Below are 17,919 nucleotides of genomic sequence, written 5' to 3'. Positions count from 1 at the left end.
GTACTTTAGTTCATTAGATTAAATTCTGATTCCTTTGCTTATGTGCCTTACGTAACTGTCATGTTTGTGTAAGAAACATCGATAGTGGCAAGAGTAGAGAGTGTATATAGTTGAAAATAGAGAATAGAAGAAATGAGGGATGTCGAGATGAAAACAGTGTTAGAAGCAAAAAATATTGAAAAAGTGTATGACACAGGTGGTAATAAATTTGCAGCTTTAAAAGGTATTAACTTACAAGTAAAAGAAGGAGAGTTCGTTGGAATTATGGGACCTTCTGGTTCTGGCAAGACGACTCTTTTAAATGTCCTTTCCACAATCGATAATGCGACGGACGGTGAAATTTTAATTGATGGAAAAGATATCGTGAAGATGAACGATGATAAGCTGGCTTTATTCCGACGCGATCATTTAGGTTTTATCTTCCAAGATTATAACTTATTAGATACGTTAACGGTGAAAGAGAATATTGCTTTACCACTTGCGTTATCAAAGGTGAAGGCAAGTGAAATTGATCGCCGTGTTCTTGAAATCTCGAAGAAATTCGGTATTGATCGTATTTTAAGCCAGTTCCCATATCAAGTGTCTGGTGGACAGAAGCAGCGGTGCGCGGCATCGCGTGCGATCGTTACAAATCCTAGTATGATTTTCGGAGACGAGCCAACAGGAGCACTTGATTCAAAATCGGCAACAGATTTACTAGAAAGTATGAAGTCGTTAAATGAGTATGATAATTCTACAATTTTAATGGTAACGCATGATGCGTTCGCGGCGAGTTATTGTAAACGAGTTATTTTCATTAAAGATGGTGAGTTATATAAAGAATTGCACCGCGGTGAATTAACACGTAAACAGTTCTTCCAAAAGGTCGTTGATGTGATGTCTTCCATTTCTGGAGGTATGGCTGATGACCTTATCTAGCATTGCCCTCCGCAACATACAGCGGAATTTTAAAGACTACTTTGTATATTTTGCATCTATGATATTTAGCATCGTCATTTATTTTACATTTAAGGCGTTGCAGTACAATTCACAAATGGAAAAAGCAGCGGAAGCTTCTAAAAAAATTAGCGGAGCGTTCCAAGTTTCAAGTGTCATGCTAATTATTTTCGTAGCGGTGTTCATTATATATTCGAACGGTTTCTTTACGCGAAAGCGTAAAAAAGAAGTTGGACTATATTCCTTATTAGGTATTCGTAAAAGACAGATTGGTAAAATGCTCTTTTATGAAAATATGTTAATGGGATTAATGTCATTAGTAATCGGTATTGCGATCGGTAGCGTTCTTTCAAAACTATTCCTTGAACTACTAATAAATATGATGGGAATAAACTTAAACGTTCATTTTGAAGTACCGATGGCTGCAGTTATTGATACAGCAATTATTTTCTTTGTAATTATTTTGTATACATCACTTCAAGGATATCGTTTAATTTATCGCTTTAAGCTAATTGAACTTTTCCGAGCAGAACGTGAAGGAGAAACAATGCCAAAAGGATCAGTTATTATGGCATTAATTTCAGTTTTCTTAATCGGTTCAGGTTATTTCTTAGCGTTAATGTATATGAAAGCAGTTATGTATGCAGACTTTATGGTCGTTGCATTATACATTTTATTAGCGACAGTAGCAGGAACTTATTTATTGTTTATGTTCTTCACAGTATTTGTATTGAAGCGTGCAAGAAATAATAAGTCAGCGTTTTATAACGGTATGAATATGGTAACGACATCGCAACTACTATATCGCATTAAAGGAAACGCAAAATCACTAGCGACAATTGCTATTTTAAGTGCAGTGACATTAACAGCGGTTGGTACGTCAGTTACGATGTATTACAACACATTTACACAATCAAAAGTTGCTGCGCCGTATAGTTATTCTTATGAGAAAAAAGATGAAGCGCTAGATAAAAAGGTAAAAGAAATACTTGCTGGAGAGAAGAGCAATCATCCAGTGACATATGAATCAGAAGTTGAAATGATTCCTGTGAAGGGAACATTTAAAGGTGAAAGAGCAGATCAAGTGCTGAACACGCACTATAATGTTACGAATCAGTATCAGCTTATTTCTCAATCAAGCTTTAATACATTTGCGAAACGTTTAGATGTAGAACCTGTAAACTTAAGCGCGAATGAAGCTTTTGTATATGATAGCCTTTATATTGAAAAACTTGATTTTGGTCCTCTTTATACAGGAAATAAAGCTGTATTTCCTGTTGGAAATGAATCAGAAGAGCTAAACATTAAAGGTGTAAATAGTAGAAGTCTTACAAACTTAAATGAACTATTTGTAATCGTTCCGGATCAAACATATGAGCAGGCGAAACAAGTACATGAAACACGTACTGTAAAAAATATTGATGTAAAAGGTGAGCGAAATAGTAAAGAGTTAACAGCGAAATTAACAAGCATTATGCCAGCAGGTGAATCGGAAGTTTTAAAACCATTTAACGATTTCTATACAGGATTCCAAATGGGAATTGAAACGACAGGTTTAATGATGTTCATTGGGCTATTCTTAGGATTAGTTTTCCTATTAGCAACAGGCTCAATCATTTACTTTAAGCAACTTACAGAAGCAAGTGCTGACCGTGATCGTTACGTTGTTCTTCATAAGATTGGTGTAACGAAGCAAGAGATGAAGAAAGCTATCGCAAAACAAGTGAGCTTTATCTTTGCTATCCCGTTAATTATCGGTATTTTACACAGTTTGTTTGCACTAAAAGGTTTGTCGAATATATTACCATTCGAAATTATGATCCCGCTCCTAATTAGTATTGGAGTATATGGCGTCATTTATATCGGATATTACTTCTTAACAGTTCGCTCTTATTATAAGATTGTGAGCGCGAAGTAATAGATGGTAGCTGTAAGGAAATAAGAACTATAAAATAGCCATTCACCTGATTTTTTTAGTCAGGTGAATGGCTATTTTTGTTTTGATTAGCCCTCACCAATCGGGCGTTTACGGGCAGTAAAGCTTCCACCTAACTTCTTTGCTCCTTCTTTTTAATGTAATGGTTTTTCCGTAGATAAATCAGGCTTTGTTTGAAAAACGATTATATAAATAGTTAATATAATTGTATTGATCAGATTGGCTAATATAGTCATTAAATCACTTGATGGAATGAGGAGAACAAAGATTGAAAGTACGGCAGAAGCAAGTGGAATGAACTTTTGTAGAGTAGTTAACTCTCCATCGTTATGAAGCTTCGAAGACTTAAAGAAGCTAATTAAGAAAATAAAGGATGTAAATAATAATCCTAAATAGCCCCAACCATCTTCAATATACCAAGGTAAAAAGCTCATTCGTGATGTGAAAATAAAAAGATTTAATATTAACATGCTAATCATTAATATATTTAATATAGTGATATTTGTCTGTTTTTTCACTTGAATTACACTCCGATGTTTATTTGTTTTTTATAGATTATAGTATGAATTAATGCTTAATGAATTGATTTAATTCTTGTAATTCCTTTTCTTTAAAGGAATTAAAGTTGCTCTTTTCAACTTTATAAATCTCTTCTTTTATAAGATTTGCTTTATATTGAGCATCTAAAAATTGAATTTCTTTATCCCAAGTTTTGATACTTAGCCGAATGCATTTCTCTCGCTGAGCCGTTGGTAAATCATCACGGTGTTTCGGTTCTTTATGAGGATCTTTTGTATTATCAACACGAACTCCATAAATTAGTTCTAATTGATCTAATTGATTATATAATTCATCCAATTCTTCTCTTTGCTTCATTATTGAATTGACTTCTGAGCTTGTGATAGTAGGATTAGTTAATTTGAAATGAGCTAGTTCCGCTGCATAAGCCTCAGTTTTTGTACCTGTATTTGCAAACACAACAGTGGATACTCCCATTAGTAGGCCAAGGGATAACGTTGTAATAATTATTTTTTTCATATCATTTTATTCCTTCCATTGTTTAGTATAAATAAAATATTTTTCGATCTCTTTATTGAGACGTTTTTGTCATTTCCATAAACCTTTCTTCAATTTCATCCAATTCGAATGAATGACATATTCTACGGTCTTCTTTATCTAAAATTCTATAGTGTTGAGATAGAACATTTTGTTGTATTTTATAACCGTTTACTTCTTTTATTTGTCGCCACCACAGCTTTCCTCCTAAAGTCTTCGGGAAGTTAGTATTGTAATGTGTAAAAGCAATCGTTTTTATAATTTCATTCACATCATCTCCGAATGTCATCTGGACTGTATCACTCTGTTCAAAGAGTGTTACGACACAAACTGCGCCTGTCCATGTTAGAGTGCGTCTCCCTTTTTCGATTTCCACTAATGTTTTCTTCGATAAACCGATAATTTCTGACATTTTATCCTGTGATAAATCGCTCTCAACACGAATGAGTTTTAATTTTGAATTGACGAGTTCAATAAATTCTTGCTTATCCATAATGTATCTCCTTCTTTCTTATAGTGTAAATTTACACTAAAGATGTAATTTTGTCAATAATAGTGTAAAGAGTTACTTTTTGCTTTTTTGATCATGCTAATTAATATTTCATTTTTAGTTTAAGAAAATGTTAAGAAACCATACGAGTTTTTATTTTCGAATCGTGAGTAAATGAAAATAGTGATAAAATTTTTCAGGAAACGAAAGAGAACATAATGAAAATTATGTTCTCTTTCGCTTTTTTTAGTTAAAAGGGGGTGTACATAACAAGGATATTTTAAGTGGAGTGTTATATTTGGGAATTCTTATCATAGTAGGATGTCTATTAATAGGCATCTTTTTTATTGGTCTAAGTATTTATAGGTTTGTAAAAGAATTAAAAGAAAAAGATTCAAAAAAAGATAAATGGACAGTATTGGCACAAAATATTTTAGAGCTATTTTGTGATCCGCTGCACGGAGCACCGTTCTACTTTTTAATTGGTGCGCTCTTTTTTGTAGTTGGGCTTTTATTTCTCTCTATGGGAATGGGCTGGGTTGAAATTGATTAGTTGGCGCTAGAGCATTAATTATATACAAGTATGTAAGAGGTATATTAGTAAAAGTATTTCATAGTGGTAGTGTTAAGAAGGAGAGAGTAAATGCCAATTATAAGAGATATCCGATTAAGTTTTCTAAAAAGAAAAGAGCATATAAGTAGTTTAGAGACATTAAAATTAACATCCTCAAGCAACTATGATGAGGAGCTATCTTTTTTTAAAGAAACGAGCTGTATTACTTCTTTATACGAGCGACATATGTCAAAGTTAAGAACAGACTATGAAAAAGTTATTTTGATTTACTGTGTGGATGATATTTCATTATTAAATCAGTGGGAGAAGAAATATCGAATTTTTCCTGGATATATGAATGTGTTTGTAGAGTATGGGAGTGTAAATGATTTTCCATATTTATCAGATAGAGAGAAAAAAGAATTAGCCCTTCAAATCGTTCATACTGAAATGAAGAGTTTAGCTGTGGAATGTGATTGGGATATAGAGATGTTAGAAAAAGCATACAATAAGGTACTGGATTTGGATTATAAAAATGAACTTGTATATATAAAGAAGAGTAGTCCGAATAAAAAATATGTATGTAGTATAATTTGGCAGTATGAAGTGGCTTATGCTGATATGTACTTAGAAATAAGGGAGTATAGAACGAGACGGTTAATCAAAAAGGAAAAGCTTATGAGAGAAGAAGATATGTATAAAATGTTTAATCATATTAGTGACGTGGCTTGGAAGTTAAACCATAAAGTGATGTTGATGAACGACAAAGGAAAAACTATGTGGATATTAACCTTTTTAGAGAAAAACAATCCAGCTAGTTTAGTTTGGAAGATTGAAAGAATTGAGGAAAGTTGATAAAAAAGAGCTTGAAACCATTCAAGCTCTTTTTTATTACTATTTATGTCCTAAAATATGCTCAACCTCATGCACACTTAATTTACTTGCCTTAGCAATCGTTTCAAGTGGTATACCAAGATCATACATATTTTTAATCATTTGAATTTTTCCCTGCTGAACCCCTTCTTTTCGACCCTTTTTAATGCCTTGTTCAATGCCTTGTTCAATGCCTTTTTCAATGCCTTTTTCAATCCCTTTTTTTATTCCTTGTTCCATTCCTCTTTTTATTCCTTCTGTCTCTGCGTGGGCGAATTTTGCTGCTTCATCCATTAAAACTTTCTCCCTTGCGTCATAGGCTTGTCGGAAAGAAGAATCTTGACTCATACGTTCCCATTTATTTATCGCTTTTTGTAAAATAGGATCTTGGTTCATAGCAATATCCTCCAATGTTTTAGTTAAGTGCTCATCCTCATTTGCTGAAAGTAATAAAAGCCAACGAACAAATGGATCTTTCCACGGATTTACTTTTTCTTCATGCCATTGTTCTGTTAACTTTGGGATTTCTACAATGTGAATTTCTATGTCGTCACTTAGGAGTTTCTGTTGTTGTGCATTCCATAATATACTCGTTGAATGGAAGGCGTTTTGTTCTGAAAACATTATGAAGTTTAATAAATTTATGGTGATGGTTTTATGCAGTGAGCTATATGGCATGCCCTTTTGTAATTGGGATGTGTATAATTTTCCCCAATAATATAAACTACGTTTTATCATATCGTGATTATTATTGAGCTGTATTTCTACATTTACTTTTGTTCCTGTGTTTAATGTCGCTGAAATGTCTAAAATAGATAACTTATCCTCTTCATATTCCCGATGTAAATGTGGATCTTCTAGTTGTAGAGAAGCAATGGGCGACTCTAAAGACTCTTGTAACATAGCGTTTAAAAATGCAATTAGAATATCTTCACTCTCATTCGTACCAAACAATTGTTTAAATGCAAAATCAATGCGTAAATTAACTAACTGTTGGTTGAACACAGCTTTTCCTCTCCCTTGTATCAGGTTGTTTCTTTCTTTCATTGTACCTAAAAAGAACTAGGCCATGCAAACAGGCCCTTCTGCTATTTTGTTAGTAGTATTATTAGAAAATGAATGGCAAGTATGTCTATGTTATACTCTAGTGAAATTGAATTTTTTCAATCAGTAGCTGCTACAATAGAGAAGAAAGATCCAAGTGTTATTGTGAATAAGGATTCTAATACACATTGGAAAAATTGGATGGATTTTGAGTGTGAATGAAATTTAAAGGATAGGAGAACTCATAATAGATGAAAAGAAGAAGAAAGTCCGGAGAAAAGATACAAATGAACCGATTTACATTCCCTTTATGTTACGGAAGTGAAGCACCATTTTATTACTACGAGGTAGCGGCTCATGAAAGAGAGGGACGCTTCCATTTAACATCAGATCTTTGTGTAATGGACGATGAACATTATTTTATTAGAGGCTGTTTAGAGATTCCTATAATTGATTACCACGAAAATTTCATCTGGACTGTGTGGGTATCACTTAGTAAAGAAAGTTATGATAAAGTACTAGAAGAGTGGGATGAGAGAGGACGAGAGAATAGTGATCCTCATTTTGGCTGGTTATCTGTAGAAATACCAGTTTATCCAGAAACACTAAATTTAAAGACAAATGTACATATAAGAGAAGTTGGAATGGCACCGTATGTTGAATTAGAGCCAACCGATCACCCTTTAGCGATAGAACAAAGAAATGGAATTACTTTAGAGAGAGTTAAAGAAATACAAGAAATTATACAACGATATAATTAGATTAGAAGAAAAAAACGAGTGATATCACTCGTTTTTTTCATTACACAACATTAGGATTATAAATCATCGTAAAGTGCGCTTGTAACAACTCAATATGACACGGTGTATGAAGAGAGCTTTCACCATCCGTATCTACTTCTTTTTCTTCTTCTGTTTCAATATGAATGGATTTAGCTTTGACGTGGAAGATGTCATTTTCATTTGAGTCTTCAAATAGTTTCTTTCCGATATAATCTTTAAACGCTTGAATGCCTGTTGATTTGACTACGAAAATATCAAGTGTTCCGTCATCACATTTTACGTTCGGAATAAAGGATGGGATACCCCCAAGATATTCACCGTTTCCAACCATAACAAGGACAGCTTCATCTTCATACACTTGTCCGTCGTAAGTAATTTTTACTGGGAATGGTTCAGCATTTTTTACAGTTCGAATGGTGCTTAAATAGTAACCAATTTTACCAAGCTTTGCTTTCTCTTCTGCATCAATATTGTTTGATACTTCAGATACGAGTCCAATGCCCCAGAAGTTTAAGAAGTGTTGTCCGTTTGCTTTTGCAACATCAATTGGTTTTACATGTCCTTTTGTAATGAGTTTCGCTGCTTCTGCAATATTTTGCGGAACACCAAGTGTGCGAGAGAAGTCGTTGCAAGTTCCACCTGGAATGATTGCAAGTGTAGGTCTAGTTTCAAGAGGGGCTAAGCCGTTTGTGCATTCAAATACAGTTCCATCACCACCAAAGACGATAATTAAATCTACTTTACTAGCAAACTCCTGACAATATTTTGTTGCATCACCTTGTTTTTTCGTATGAAGGATATGTAGGTCAGGAAAAGCTGCGGCAAGAGGTGGTACGATTTTCGTTAAGTTCGTATGTAAATCGCCTTGTCCTGCTTTCGGATTTACGATGAGGAGTACTTTTTTAAATTTTGTCTTTGTCATTCTTCATCTCTCCCTTTGTTTTTATAAATTACGATAGAAATAAAACTTCCACCAATAATGCATGGAAGCTTATTTGATCCCGCTATTTGTGGGCCAATAATCATTGGGGATGGACAAAATCCAATAAATGATTATTGTTTCACTTTATTGTAATTAGTCTGTTACAACTGAAGCGATAAATGGTAAGTTACGATATTTTTCTGCGCAGTCGATACCGTAGCCAACGATAAATTCGTCTGGAATTTGGAAGCCAACATATTCAGCTTTTAAGTCCACTTTACGACGCTCAGGTTTATCAAGTAACGTACAGAATTTCAATGCTTTTGGTTTATGCATGAAGAAGTGATCTTTTAAGAAGTGAAGTGTTAAACCAGAATCGATAATGTCTTCTACGACAATTACGTTTTTTCCAGTAATGTTTACATCGATATCTTTTAATAGTTTTACTTTTCCAGTTGTTTCTGTTTGATTTCCGTAGCTAGATGCAGAGATAAAGTCGATAGTTACTTCGTTTTTAATATGACGAATTAAATCAGCAGCGAATACGAAAGATCCTTTTAATACAGCGATTACTACGATTTCTTCTCCTTCAAAATCACGTTCGATTTGAAGCGCTAGTTCTTTTACTTTTTCTTGTAATTGTTCTTCAGAAATTAAAGTGTCTTTTATTTCAATTTTCATTTGAATCCTCCTACAGTGCAAAACTTGTGAACATTTCGACTGTAAAGGATAGAAAGGAAAAAGTCAAAGAAGATATAAGGTTTTTACAGAAATCCCCACAAAATAATCAGATGATATGATATACTGATTATATTAAGAAAACGCTTCCAAAAAAGGGTGATTATGATGAAAAAGAAACAGTATACAAGTGTAACATTTATAAAAGCATTGTTTTTAACAATTGTTCTTGGTATGTTGGCTTACATAATTGATGTACCTGCAATTCGCATTTCACTAATTGGAATGACTTTAGTATTAGGCGCAATTTCCCACGGTATGATGTCGCAGCTGCAAGAGGCTGGACTTGATGATATGAAAGATTCTATAGATAAGAAATGAAAAACCTTCACGTATATAGAGTGAAGGTTTTTCGTTTCTTACAAAAATGTAAGGTGATTTGTAAGACAAATCGATAGTTGCATAGTAGTGTTTTGGATAAACTATAAGTGTAAGGTAAGAGGCAAGCATATTTTAGGTAAATTAAGTTTTAGGCACTCTATATGTGAAAAAGGAGTAGGAGGGCATGGAGAAACATTGGACGACCTTTTCTTTTTTAGCAACTAGTAACACCGTAATGCTAGCTGGAGAAATGGATTTTTTGCATACGTTTGATCGAGAAGACGATCATTCTTCTTCTAAATTTACAATGAAATGGAGTAAGTGGAGCGATAGTTGTAAATTGGAAGAAGAGGCCCCTAACGAAAGGCAAAAAATTATTTTAACAAATCCTATTAAAGCATGGGTCGTTCAATGTCGTAAGTGTAACGTCAAAAATCACTTCAAGAAAACTGAGCCGAGACAATTAGTTATCACTCCGGCCCTTTCTACTTCTCACTCACGCGAAAGTAACAAATAAATATCGAGACACACACCCGAAAAAACATCGTATATATTACGGTGTTTTTTTATTTTCTAAAATGAAATCTTTAAATGAAATATATTTCATCTGCATCTTATATTTACATCTCTTGTTTATTCTAGTAATACATCCGGTGCGACGTAATGTATTACTAGAATAAAGTATAAAAGGGGAGAAATAAAATGAAAAAAAAACTATTACCAATTTGTGCGATGGCACTTTTAACAGTAGGATATTCTTCAGTAGCGAGTGCGGATACTGGAACATTAACAAAGGAAGAAGCGGCGCAAGTGCAGCAAGATGCAGCTAAAAAAGAAGAAGCAATTAAGGTACAGCAAAAAAATGATGTAGAGAAAAAGGAAGCGGCACAAGTACAAGAAAAAAGTGATATGGCTAAAAAGGAGGAAGCAATAAAAGCCGGACAAAAGAATGATACGGCTAAAAAAGAAGTAGCGCCACAAGTGCAAGAAAAGGAAGCTATTGCAAAAAAAGAAGCAGCAATTCAGGCCGGGCAAAAGAATGATGTAGCGAAAAAGGAAATAGAAAAACCAACTGTAAAAGGAGAGAAATTACCAAATACAGCATCAAGTAATGTAGCAATGATGGCATTAAGTGCATGTCTTGTAGCAATAGGCACATTATTTGGATTGAATCGTCGTAATAAAGTGAAGGCATAAAAATAAAATCTTTATTAGCCTATAAAGAATGGGATAATTTCATATATTAAAAATGGTAGGATGTCCCTACCATTTTTTGCATGGAGGGATTAAAAGTGACGATTCTAAATCGTATTGGGTTTACGTTAATGATAGTAGGTGTATTAATGGGAGCTTATTATTCTTTTGAATGGTATAAAGGAAAAAGTTCTGCACAAGATTTGACGACGGAAGAGATTAAAAATTTTGAGCAGCAAACAGCCAAGCAGCATTCTAGCGAAGTACCAGTAAACGCGCAAATACCTTCTTCTCAAATACAACATAAAGAAGGAGAAAAGGTAGCAATGTTAAATATACCGAAAATAAAGAAGAAGTTTTCTATATATTGGGGAGCGAATGATGCAACTTTGAAAAAAGGAGTGGGTATGTTCGTTAGTGATTTAACGACAACGCCATCTGGAGGAGGACATACTGTACTGAGTGGGCATCGAGATACTGTATTTACAGATTTAGGGGAGTTAAAAGAAAAGGATAACCTTATTTTGGAGTATGATAATAAAACTTACACATACGAAATTCAAAAGAAATGGATTACACATGCGGATGATCGCACTGTTATTGTGAAAAAAGAAGAACCGACATTAACATTGACGACTTGTTATCCATTTGATTATATAGGGGATGCACCGGATCGATATATTATCGAGGCAAAGTTAATTACGAGTAATTCAAAATAAATTATAGAGCTTTGAATAGTAATTTCTTAAAGCGAGAGGGGGAGACATAGATTATGTCAAAAAACATTTTAATTGTTGAAGATGAAGATATTTTACGCGAAATATTAAAGGATTACTTTTTGAGTGAACAATATAAAGTACTTGAAGCGAGAGATGGAAAAGAAGCTTTAGTCTTATTTGAAGAAGAAGAGGTCGATTTAGTTATACTTGATATTATGTTACCAGAACTAGATGGATGGTCTGTTTGCCGAAGAATTCGTAAGACGTCCGGGGTTCCAATTATTATGTTGACGGCACGTGTTGATGAAGATGATACGTTACTTGGGTTTGAGCTTGGGGCAGATGATTATGTTGCGAAACCATATAGTCCGCCTATTTTATTAGCGAGAGCGAAAAGGTTGTTGGAAAGTAGAAAAGCAACAAAGAAACCTTTAGAGAATGAAGATGATACGTTATCAATTCATGGCATTCATGTCCATTTTCCGTCACGTACTGTTACTGTTGATGAGGCAGACATTAGTTTAACACATACAGAATTTGAAATATTAGTGTATTTCATGAAAAACCAAGGAATTGTACTAACAAGAGAGCAATTAATTTCAAGAATTTGGGGATATGAGTTTGCTGGTGATGATCGAACGGTTAATAGCCATATTCGTAATTTACGAAATAAATTAGGAGAGAAATCAAAGCACATTACAACTGTAGTGCGAACCGGTTATAAATTCGAGGGGAACATATGAGAAATGGGATTGTACTTAAATTATTTACACTTACAACAGCCCTATGTATGTTGATTTTAGCGACGATATTTATTGGGCAAACAATATTTTTCAAACAATATTATGCGAATCGAAAAGTGGAAGATATTGAAGTGAACTTAAATTCCTTTGCAAAGAACTATTTAAATTATGCAGGAAGTGCAGATGGAATTCAGAAGCTGGAGCAAGACTTTTTAAGAGAAAATAATACGTGGATTACAACATTAGATCAGAATGGGAATTTAAAACATGCGGATGATTTTTATGTGGAGATTACTTTAGAGCGTTTGGCAGAGAAACAATTTGGACAAAAAACAATCACTATTCCTCTGTATAACCTCATGAATATAGATGAGATTGAAAGTAGGATACTACCTAGTTTGGTAGGAAAAAAGGTTTATTTTAGTGGTTTGCTAAGAAATGACAGTTTCATCACATCATATTTACAGTCAGCAGAGGGGAGTTTGAGTTGGGCTAATAAACCACTAAGTAAGAAGTTAGCTGAAAGGGAACTTAAGGCAAGTGAGGAAAAGCCAAAAGTAGCACAAGATTTAATCGGTGAGGAAAGAAAAAAGGTTGCTGGGAATTTGAGTGATTTGGAGAAGAAGAGGGTTGCTCAAAATTCCGATTTCAATATAAATGGGACAATTACGAAAGTGCAGCCTTCTGATGGAACAGTTCCCGTAAATTCAATTTATAAAAACAATTTATTTTTGGATAATATAAAAGAATTTCAAGCTGATTTATTATTAAAAGAAAGCAATCAAATAAAATATGCAACACAAACAATGGACTATGAAAAAAATGATATAAAATATAAATTATTAATCAAACCAATAAAAGAAAAAGACGGATCGGTAACATATATATATGCGATGGCTTCTTTACAGCCTGTAGATGAGGCTGTACAAATGGTGCAAGATTATTACATCTATATTGTTGCATTTGTAGTCGTTCTAATTTTTCTAGCTTCGTTTTATTACTCAAAACAAATTGCAAAACCGCTACTAAAAATAAATGATACAACGAAGAAAATAGCTCATTTGGATTTCACAGAAAAAATTCCGATTACTTCAAAAGATGAAATTGGTGATTTATCGCAAAATATTAATACATTATCTAATAAACTACATTCACATATTGGACAGTTAGAACAAGATATTGAAAAAGAAAGAAAGTTAGAAAACACAAGGAAAGAATTTATTGCGGGTGTATCGCATGAACTAAAAACGCCGCTGAGTATTATGAAAAGCTGTATTTCTATTTTAAAAGATGGGGTAGCTGAACATAAAAAAGATTACTATTTTCAGGCAATGGAAAAAGAAGTAGACAAGATGGATATACTAATTTTGGATATGCTTGAATTAGCTAAATTTGAGTCTGGCACATACAACATGAAGATGGATTCTTTCTATATCGATGGAGTGATTGAAGAAATATGTGAACAGCTTTCATCAGAGATAGAGAAAAAAGAACTGAGTGTGCACAAGCATATATGTCCAGCTGAAGTGGTTGGGAATCAAAATAGAATTGAACAAGTCATCGTGAACTTCATTACGAATGCAATACGTTATACACCACATAAAGAAGATATTATTATTTCCGTAATAGATGAGAAGAATCATATAAAAGTGTGTATTGAAAATAAAGGTGCTCACATTGAAGAAGAACAATTAGATAAAATTTGGGATCGTTTTTATCGTGTGGATGCGGCACGGAAACGTTCACAAGGTGGAACAGGGCTTGGCCTTGCAATTTCAAAAAATATTTTAGAACTACACAATGCTGAATATGGGGTGAAGAATACCGAAGATGGTGTGTTATTTTACTTCTATTTACCGAAAAAAGCGTAGACAATCATGTTACGCTTTTTTAATTTGTTTTCATATTATCTTTACCTAATCTTTATTTTGGAGCAGTATAATTTGGATAGAAAATGAGGTTATGTAAGGAGTAGATTAGCCGTGAATAGCAATTTACTAGGTGTGATGGTATTTATTTTCTTGTGTGCATTTATTGTATTTATTATTGATATTACGATATGAAAAAAGAGCGCTAATTAAGCGCCCTTTTTTTGTGTATTCATTTGATAAGCACCGATGCTTTTGAATAAGCGTGGTGAAGTTGTAAATAAAAGAATTAGTAATACAGTACATAGTATGAAAGAACCGATCATGGTACTGCCGTTTACAATTAATGAATATAGCACAGCTGATTGTCCTTTCGGTGCATATTGTCCCCAGAAAATAATACCAGCGATAAAATGACAGAAATAGCGTGCAAAGCTACCGACAAATGTTGCAATGATAATGTAAACAAGTGCTTTTTTTCCTTTGTTTTGTTTTGGTTTATCTTTGCGACTACCAAAACTTGAATGCTCTGCATTACTGATGTCTGAGGCAAGTGCTTTTTGAATTGGACGATAGAATAAACCAGCAAAGCCGATAAAGGCAAAGGCAATGAAGTACTCAATGAATGCTTGAACTGGTGTTAGAATGTAAGCATCGCCTACGACAATTTGTAAAAGCCCCCAAATTAAGCCTCCTAAGAAAGCCCTTTTGAAGCCCCAGCGGTATGCGATAATAAAAATAGGAATCATAGCAAATGAGATGGAACCGCCTGTTGGAAGTTTAATTGATAATGGTAGAATGTCGATAATCAAGGCGAAGGCTGCAAGAATAGCAGATTCGATCATCGCTTGTAAATTGGTGTTACGCATGTTGTCTCCCCCTAAATCCAAGTTGCACAAAAAAGAACATTATCATAGGAGGATACGAAATACGTAAATAAAAAAAGAGGTGTGTATTTCGGACGTTTGCACAATTCCTGCGTTAGCATTAACTAACAGGTTCGAAGGGTCGGAACGAAATGTTCCCTCTCAGCGGCAAGGCTCCCCCTGTGATAACGAGATTCTTTATTTGTTATTATTTATTGTAAGTGAAATGGATGAGAATGGCAAATATACTTTGTATGACAATTATTGAAATAGAATTGTATTGAAATGTTAATAAATATGAAGCAAAAAGATATAGTCCAAGTGAAATAGAGTATGATATAATTTCTTTGAAAATAATTATCATTCTCTTCTGAGGGGGAAGGTTATGAGCTTAGTAGATATTAAAATTGGTGAGAAAGTGTTAGTAAAAAGTATTCAGTCGTTAGATCAGTTATTAAAGCGTAGATTAGCTGCTTTTGGTCTGGCGGAAGGAAGCGAGCTTCGCATAAAACAGAAAGCGATGTTTAAAGGTCCTTGTACATTGGAGTGTCGTGGGCAGTTAATTAGTATTCGTCATTGTGACGCGAAAATGATAAAGGTGGAATTAGCGTGAATAAGGTTGCTTTGCTAGGGAATCCGAATACAGGGAAAACATCATTATTTAATGCACTTACTGGTTCTTATGAGTATGTAGGAAACTGGAGCGGTGTAACAGTAGAAAAGAAGGTTGGTAAATTAAAAGATAAGCAAGGAACATTAATTGATTTACCAGGCGTGTATGATTTGAATCCAGTTTCACGTGATGAAGGTGTCGTTACGAATTTTCTACTAACAGATGAATTTCATCATATGTTAAATATAGTGGATTCTTCTCAATTTGAGCGAAATATGCATTTAACATTGCAATTACTTGAATTTGGTAAGCCCGTTTCAATTGGTTTAAATATGGTTGATGTGGCAAAGCAAAGAGGAATTGTGATTAATGTAAAAAGGTTATCAGAAATATTAGGTGTAACAGTCGTTCCTGTCATCGCAAGGACCGGAAAAGGCTGTGAAGAATTACTTACTACTCTTCATGAAGAGAAACAAAAAGAGAAAAAGCCATTCATTATTTCATATGGTGTACAAATGGATGAAGGAATTGGAGAGGTAATCGCTCTTTTAGAGACAGCGAATTATGAGCATCCGAGATGGCTAGCCCTTCAATTTCTAAGCAATAACGGAGTAGTAGAAAAAGAAATGAAAGCATTACCAATTTATAAGGAACTTATGGCCATTCGATCTCGTTTAGATGGAAAACTTGATTGTACGTTGGAGGAGCACATTTACAAGACTCGTGAAGCGTATATTGAAAAGTTAAAAACAAATGTTATGCAGCATGAGAAAGAAGGAAACATTCCTTTTTCGGAAAAAATTGATAGGTTAATTACACATAAAATTTTAGGACTTCCAATCTTTTTAGCAGTTATGTTTTTTATTTTTCAGGTTACGTTTACGTGGATTGGTACACCTTTATCGGATATGCTTGATGGTTTTTTTGGCGGACAACTTACTGATTGGGTTACAGCTGGGCTCACAAGTGTTGGTGCTTCTGATTTTATTCAAGCGCTCGTTACAGAAGGTATTATTGCCGGCGTTGGTGCGGTATTAGTATTCGTTCCACAAATCTTTGCACTATTCTTCTTCATTTCATTATTAGAAGACTCAGGATATATGGCACGAATTGCAGTTGTTATGGATAGAATTATGGAGTTTTTCGGTTTAAACGGAAAAGCATTTATTCCGATGATTATCGGCTTTGGATGTAACGTTCCAGGTATTATGGCAGCGAGAACGATTGAACAAGAAAAAGAAAGGTTACTTACAGTTCTTGTAACACCGTTTATGTCTTGTTCGGCACGTTTACCTGTATATGCACTATTTGCGGGAGTTTTCTTCCCTCATAGTCAGGCGACTGTTGTGTTCTCTTTATATATCGCAGGGATCGTTCTTGCATTACTCGTTACAAAAATTATGTCTCTTACTATTTTAAAAGCAGAAAAATCTATTTTTGTAATTGAGCTACCACCTTACCGTGTGCCGCAAGCGAAAACGTTATGGCTCAGCACGTGGGAGAAAGGTAAAGGATTTGTTCGTAAAGCGGGTACATTCATCTTCGGTGGTTCTGTTGTCATTTGGTTATTAAACTATGCAGGTCCATCAGGATTTGGTGTTGATATGGGAGACAGTTTCTTAGCGATGATTGGTGGATTTATTGCACCACTTTTTGCACCGCTCGGTTTTGGAACGTGGCAAGCTGCGGCATCCCTTTTAACAGGATTTTTAGCGAAAGAAGTTGTCGTTTCTACGATGGCAATTATTTATGCGGTTAAAGAAGATGTGCTAGGAAATGTAATGGGAGCGCATTATACGGCGCTATCAGCCTATGCATTTATGTTCTTTATTTTATTATATGTTCCGTGTTTAGCGACAGTAGCTGTTATTAAACGTGAAACAGGATCGATGAAATGGACAATTTTCTCTGTCGTTTATCCATTAGTTGTTGCTTATGTATTAACGCTCATTATATACCAAGTTGGGTCCTTACTCGGATTCTAGAAGGAGATGTATCGCGGTGATGGTCAATATTATAATTGGAGCTATCATTTTTGGTTATGCAGCATATACGTTAGTTAATTTTGTAAAGAGAAGTAAAAAGGGAAAATGCGCAGCATGCTCTTTAAGTAAGTCATGTCAGTCGCAAACTTGTAGTCCAGATATGGAGCAAATTGCTCAGAAATAGAAAAAAGCTTTGCGAATTTTAATCTGTACCCTTTGTAAAGGACATTTTGAAAAAAGTTAGGCAACATCAAGGAGATGATTTCTGTATCCTGGTCTT

Annotated in this window: 22 protein-coding genes and 1 riboswitch; of the genes, 15 read left to right on the top strand and 7 right to left on the bottom strand. The window is 34.3% G+C overall.

What is annotated here, in order from left to right; all coding sequences use genetic code 11:
- Positions 1-147 precede the first annotated feature (147 nt).
- Both SB773_RS23520 and SB773_RS23515 read left to right on the top strand, forming a co-directional pair.
- A complete protein-coding gene (locus SB773_RS23520; RefSeq protein ID WP_410592494.1) occupies positions 148-918 on the top strand; it encodes an ABC transporter ATP-binding protein in 771 nt (256 codons plus the stop codon).
- Positions 905-2,854, top strand: a complete 1,950-nt coding sequence (locus tag SB773_RS23515) for an ABC transporter permease (protein ID WP_410592491.1) — start codon at positions 905-907, stop codon at positions 2,852-2,854. Before SB773_RS23520 ends, SB773_RS23515 begins: the two co-directional genes overlap by 14 nt.
- Positions 2,855-3,006: 152 nt before the next feature.
- Here the strand turns inward: SB773_RS23515 and SB773_RS23510 are convergent, their stop codons facing one another.
- Genes SB773_RS23510 through SB773_RS23500 form a run of 3 tightly spaced genes read right to left on the bottom strand, consistent with a single transcriptional unit; the run spans position 3,007 to position 4,421 of the window.
- Complete coding sequence (locus SB773_RS23510) at positions 3,007-3,390, bottom strand: hypothetical protein (RefSeq protein WP_131246925.1); 384 nt, start codon at positions 3,388-3,390, stop codon at positions 3,007-3,009.
- A 49-nt stretch (positions 3,391-3,439) separates the two neighbouring features.
- On the bottom strand, positions 3,440-3,910 hold the full coding sequence (locus tag SB773_RS23505; protein WP_410592490.1) for a hypothetical protein: 471 nt from the start codon (positions 3,908-3,910) through the stop codon (positions 3,440-3,442).
- Positions 3,911-3,962: 52 nt separating this feature from the next.
- Positions 3,963-4,421: a helix-turn-helix transcriptional regulator gene (locus SB773_RS23500; protein WP_060750113.1), complete on the bottom strand. Its 459-nt coding sequence runs from the start codon at positions 4,419-4,421 to the stop codon at positions 3,963-3,965.
- Between the two features lie 295 nt (positions 4,422-4,716).
- On the opposite strand from SB773_RS23500, the gene SB773_RS23495 reads away from it, so the two are divergent.
- Positions 4,717-4,971 (top strand): hypothetical protein, encoded by a 255-nt coding sequence (locus tag SB773_RS23495; protein WP_060750120.1) that lies wholly within the window; start codon positions 4,717-4,719, stop codon positions 4,969-4,971.
- Positions 4,972-5,061: 90 nt separating this feature from the next.
- Positions 5,062-5,826: a hypothetical protein gene (locus SB773_RS23490; protein ID WP_131246923.1), complete on the top strand. Its 765-nt coding sequence runs from the start codon at positions 5,062-5,064 to the stop codon at positions 5,824-5,826.
- Between the two features lie 39 nt (positions 5,827-5,865).
- Here SB773_RS23490 and SB773_RS23485 read toward each other — a convergent pair whose 3' ends face one another.
- The gene (locus SB773_RS23485; protein ID WP_410592487.1) at positions 5,866-6,849 is read right to left on the bottom strand and encodes an Rpn family recombination-promoting nuclease/putative transposase; all 984 of its coding nucleotides are present in this window, start codon (positions 6,847-6,849) and stop codon (positions 5,866-5,868) included.
- Positions 6,850-6,972: 123 nt separating this feature from the next.
- On the opposite strand from SB773_RS23485, the gene SB773_RS23480 reads away from it, so the two are divergent.
- Together SB773_RS23480 and SB773_RS23475 are read left to right on the top strand one after the other, a co-directional pair.
- The gene (locus SB773_RS23480; RefSeq protein WP_002167499.1) at positions 6,973-7,110 is read left to right on the top strand and encodes a DUF7003 family protein; all 138 of its coding nucleotides are present in this window, start codon (positions 6,973-6,975) and stop codon (positions 7,108-7,110) included.
- A 29-nt stretch (positions 7,111-7,139) separates the two neighbouring features.
- On the top strand, positions 7,140-7,649 hold the full coding sequence (locus tag SB773_RS23475; protein WP_410592484.1) for a DUF2199 domain-containing protein: 510 nt from the start codon (positions 7,140-7,142) through the stop codon (positions 7,647-7,649).
- 40 nt (positions 7,650-7,689) lie between these two features.
- Here SB773_RS23475 and SB773_RS23470 read toward each other — a convergent pair whose 3' ends face one another.
- Together SB773_RS23470 and hpt are read right to left on the bottom strand one after the other, a co-directional pair.
- Positions 7,690-8,592: a diacylglycerol/lipid kinase family protein gene (locus SB773_RS23470; protein WP_410592481.1), complete on the bottom strand. Its 903-nt coding sequence runs from the start codon at positions 8,590-8,592 to the stop codon at positions 7,690-7,692.
- A 153-nt stretch (positions 8,593-8,745) separates the two neighbouring features.
- Positions 8,746-9,273: a hypoxanthine phosphoribosyltransferase gene (gene hpt, locus SB773_RS23465; RefSeq protein WP_060750109.1), complete on the bottom strand. Its 528-nt coding sequence runs from the start codon at positions 9,271-9,273 to the stop codon at positions 8,746-8,748.
- A 162-nt stretch (positions 9,274-9,435) separates the two neighbouring features.
- Here hpt and SB773_RS23460 point away from each other — a divergent pair, with 162 nt between their 5' ends.
- The 6 genes from SB773_RS23460 (at position 9,436) to SB773_RS23435 (ending at position 14,178) form a co-directional block, all read left to right on the top strand.
- Entirely contained in the window at positions 9,436-9,651 is a 216-nt protein-coding gene (locus SB773_RS23460) for a hypothetical protein (protein WP_002143519.1), read from the top strand.
- Positions 9,652-9,835: 184 nt separating this feature from the next.
- A complete protein-coding gene (locus SB773_RS23455; RefSeq protein ID WP_410592478.1) occupies positions 9,836-10,168 on the top strand; it encodes a hypothetical protein in 333 nt (110 codons plus the stop codon).
- Between the two features lie 185 nt (positions 10,169-10,353).
- Positions 10,354-10,848 carry an LPXTG cell wall anchor domain-containing protein gene (locus SB773_RS23450; RefSeq protein ID WP_410592476.1) on the top strand — a complete coding sequence of 165 codons (495 nt, stop codon included), beginning with the start codon at positions 10,354-10,356 and terminating at the stop codon, positions 10,846-10,848.
- A 95-nt stretch (positions 10,849-10,943) separates the two neighbouring features.
- Complete coding sequence (locus SB773_RS23445) at positions 10,944-11,564, top strand: class D sortase (protein WP_410592474.1); 621 nt, start codon at positions 10,944-10,946, stop codon at positions 11,562-11,564.
- 53 nt (positions 11,565-11,617) lie between these two features.
- Positions 11,618-12,307, top strand: a complete 690-nt coding sequence (locus SB773_RS23440) for a response regulator transcription factor (protein ID WP_060750104.1) — start codon at positions 11,618-11,620, stop codon at positions 12,305-12,307.
- On the top strand, positions 12,304-14,178 hold the full coding sequence (locus SB773_RS23435) for a sensor histidine kinase (RefSeq protein ID WP_410592471.1): 1,875 nt from the start codon (positions 12,304-12,306) through the stop codon (positions 14,176-14,178). Before SB773_RS23440 ends, SB773_RS23435 begins: the two co-directional genes overlap by 4 nt.
- A gap of 206 nt (positions 14,179-14,384) precedes the next feature.
- Here the strand turns inward: SB773_RS23435 and thiT are convergent, their stop codons facing one another.
- On the bottom strand, positions 14,385-15,044 hold the full coding sequence (thiT, locus tag SB773_RS23430) for an energy-coupled thiamine transporter ThiT (RefSeq protein WP_131246916.1): 660 nt from the start codon (positions 15,042-15,044) through the stop codon (positions 14,385-14,387).
- 86 nt (positions 15,045-15,130) lie between these two features.
- Positions 15,131-15,232: riboswitch (TPP riboswitch) on the bottom strand.
- Positions 15,233-15,426: 194 nt separating this feature from the next.
- Between thiT and SB773_RS23425 the strand changes: the two genes are divergently transcribed.
- Genes SB773_RS23425 through SB773_RS23415 form a run of 3 tightly spaced genes read left to right on the top strand, consistent with a single transcriptional unit; the run spans position 15,427 to position 17,823 of the window.
- On the top strand, positions 15,427-15,654 hold the full coding sequence (locus SB773_RS23425; RefSeq protein WP_000060510.1) for a FeoA family protein: 228 nt from the start codon (positions 15,427-15,429) through the stop codon (positions 15,652-15,654).
- Positions 15,651-17,639, top strand: coding sequence for a ferrous iron transport protein B (gene feoB / locus SB773_RS23420; RefSeq protein ID WP_410592468.1), 1,989 nt, complete (start codon positions 15,651-15,653; stop codon positions 17,637-17,639). The genes SB773_RS23425 and feoB overlap by 4 nt, the downstream gene beginning before the upstream one ends.
- Positions 17,640-17,655: 16 nt before the next feature.
- Entirely contained in the window at positions 17,656-17,823 is a 168-nt protein-coding gene (locus SB773_RS23415; protein WP_033708410.1) for a FeoB-associated Cys-rich membrane protein, read from the top strand.
- Positions 17,824-17,919 lie beyond the last annotated feature (96 nt).

The organism is Bacillus sp. SIMBA_074, assembly GCF_046534555.1.
In the GTDB taxonomy this organism is placed as follows: domain Bacteria; phylum Bacillota; class Bacilli; order Bacillales; family Bacillaceae_G; genus Bacillus_A; species Bacillus_A mycoides.
This window is presented reverse-complemented; position numbering and strand designations above follow the sequence as displayed.